Origin of the sequence: Treponema sp. (assembly GCF_045657965.1) — a bacterium.
Lineage (GTDB): Bacteria > Spirochaetota > Spirochaetia > Treponematales > Treponemataceae > Treponema_D.
In genome coordinates, this window is sequence record NZ_JAZOUG010000009.1 from 1 (window position 1) to 2437 (window position 2437).

Annotated in this window: 2 protein-coding genes; one reads left to right on the forward strand and one right to left on the reverse strand. The window is 34.8% G+C overall.

Going from position 1 to position 2437, the window contains the following annotated elements:
- Positions 1-523: phosphoribosyltransferase (locus ACKI5B_RS00185; protein WP_407424935.1), on the reverse strand; the 523-nt coding region annotated here is incomplete at its 3' end.
- A 107-nt stretch (positions 524-630) separates the two neighbouring features.
- On the opposite strand from ACKI5B_RS00185, the gene ACKI5B_RS00190 reads away from it, so the two are divergent.
- Entirely contained in the window at positions 631-2313 is a 1683-nt protein-coding gene (locus ACKI5B_RS00190) for a hypothetical protein (protein ID WP_407424936.1), read from the forward strand.
- Positions 2314-2437 lie beyond the last annotated feature (124 nt).

Here is a 2437-nt window from a genome sequence, read left to right on the forward strand (position 1 = left end):
AAAGACCTACAAGTTCATGACTGCAGTAATGTATCCAGCGGTCATCTTCAGGAGAATTGATATCGAATTTACGGCACCAGTAATCAGGTTTAATTGGAAGTGTTTCTTTACAGGTAAAATTTTTGTAATCGTGAACAACAACCTTTATATCTTCACGAGGAACACCTTTGTTCATAAGAACTTCAACAAGATAATTAAGTGTGCGGCCGGAATCGTAAATATCATCAACAAGAAGAATTTTATCGCCCTGACGAAGGTAATCAGGAGAATAAGTCCAGCCGTCAATTCTGATTGCATCGTGCGAATGAACATCAGTATAAGAGCGTGCAACAACTGCAGCGTAAAGAACCGGCTTTCTGCCTTTAAGGGCAAGCTTAAAGTATTCGCTGATAACGTTTGCCATGTAAGCTCCGCCACGCAATGAAGTGTAAATTACATCAGGAATAAAACCCTCGTGATAAATCCGTGATGCAAGCTTTAGTGCGTCGTTACGCACTGTTTCGTAAGGTAAAAATTCTTTCATAGAAACCTCGTATATTTTTTTCAAATAAAGTGTAAATGAAAAACCCGGGATTTTCAAGGAAAACGATTTATCTTGTCTTTAGAAGACTTTCTCGCTAAATTTAGCACATGAATATTGTAAAAATAACTTCAGATTCTATTACGCTTTCTTCGGGCTTAAATCAGGATTCATTTGCAAAAACAAACACTGCAAGTCTTCTTTCAGTAAAAAATATTTACCTGCATTTCAAAGACGGCACATTTACTTCCAAAGACTATATTTTCGATACCACAGAAACAGATGAAAACAAAAATGTTTATTTTAAGGGAAAAAAAATAAACGGAAGCCTTCTTTCAGAAATTCTTGAAAAAGCTTTCAACTCCAGAACAGAAAATGATATTTTTGCAATTCAGGTTTTCTGTAAAGCCATTGATTTTCTCTACAGTCAAAATCAGCATATCCAGATTTCAGGTGCAGGTGGAATTATAATTGATTCGGATTTACAATCAAAAACAGCAGAACTTCTTTTTCTCTCATACGAACTTTTTGAAGAATGTGCCTCTCATTTTAAGGAAAGCTATGCTTCCATTCAGGGAAAATATCTCTACAAAGGGCTTCATGAAAAATCCGGTCTGTTATTTTTACGAGGAACTGTTCTTTATAAGGCATTTACATCCCGCTTTCCATACGAAGAAAATGATACAACAAAACGGCAGGAAGATATTTATGATGAAAATTTTATACCACTGAAATTCTGGAACAGCAGTATTGCAGATTTTATCTCAGAAAGCATAGACTCTTCATTAAAATTAAAACCAGACCTTAAATTTACGGCAGGAAAAAGAACCCTCACAGATTCTTCAGCTCAGAAAAACCAGAGAAAACTTTTAGAAAGAGCTTCAAAAATTGACAATAATTTAGTCGGAGAACTTCTTAAAAAAGCTCCTGATTTTTCAGAAAATCAATCAGAAAGAACCAGATTCATAAAAAAAGCAGACAGAAAAATAAAAGTAAAAAGATTTTTAAGAAGGAACAAAAACCGTATTCTTACAGGAATAGCAGCAGCATTCGTAATTCTCTGGTTTATTTCCGGCTGGCTTGAGCAGAATTCAAAACTTATAACAACAAAAGGTTTAACTTCCACCCAAACAACCGCAGCTTTATACACAATGATACACAGAGCTGATGTACCAAATCTTCAGGAAATCCTCAGCGGTAAAGAAACAAAAGATTTGATTTTAAAAGTCAGTTCATTTTATGTAAGTGCAAAACAGCGGCTTGAAACAAGTCCTGATAACGGCTCTCTTACACCGGAACGATGGTTCTTCTATAAAAAATCATCAAAAAGCTGGATGTATGGGATAACTAATTTAAAAATTGACGGAAAAGAATACCCTTCCGAAAATAAATACGCAATAAAAAAAGATAAACCTGAAATTCTTGATAGCGAAGACGGTAAAATCCTGAAAAAAGGTGATAAAATTACTCACACAGCCGAATACTTTCTTGTGCATCAGATGGAAGCAAGATTTGTAATTGAAAAAATGAGCGATACTGTTACCCTGCTCTGGAATGGAAAACACTGGAATGTTGTCAAAGTTGAAGGAAAAGCAAAAAGCGAAAGTGTCAAATCAAAAGAGTTTATCGAAGAATATTATTCATCACTTGAAACCTCTGAAATAAAGCCGGCCGTTGATTCTCTCAAGAAAAAATACAGCTGGATTCCAGCAGAAATTGACATGAAAGCTGCGGCAGAATTTCTTGCTGAAAAATATGACAGTGTTGAAGCAAAAAAATATCTGGCCGAATAACATTTTAATATGACAAAATTTCATTTTTTGTCATATTGACATTTTCACCTCAGACAGATACACTTTCTTTACTTTATAAACGAGGTGTAAAATGGCTTTTGAATACAATCTTGAAAAGCAGCAC

What these genes read in the sequence shown, in the direction of transcription:
- ACKI5B_RS00190 (WP_407424936.1), top strand. Translation starts at nt 631, where the DNA reads ATGAATATTGTAAAAATAACTTCAGATTCTATTACGCTTTCTTCGGGC.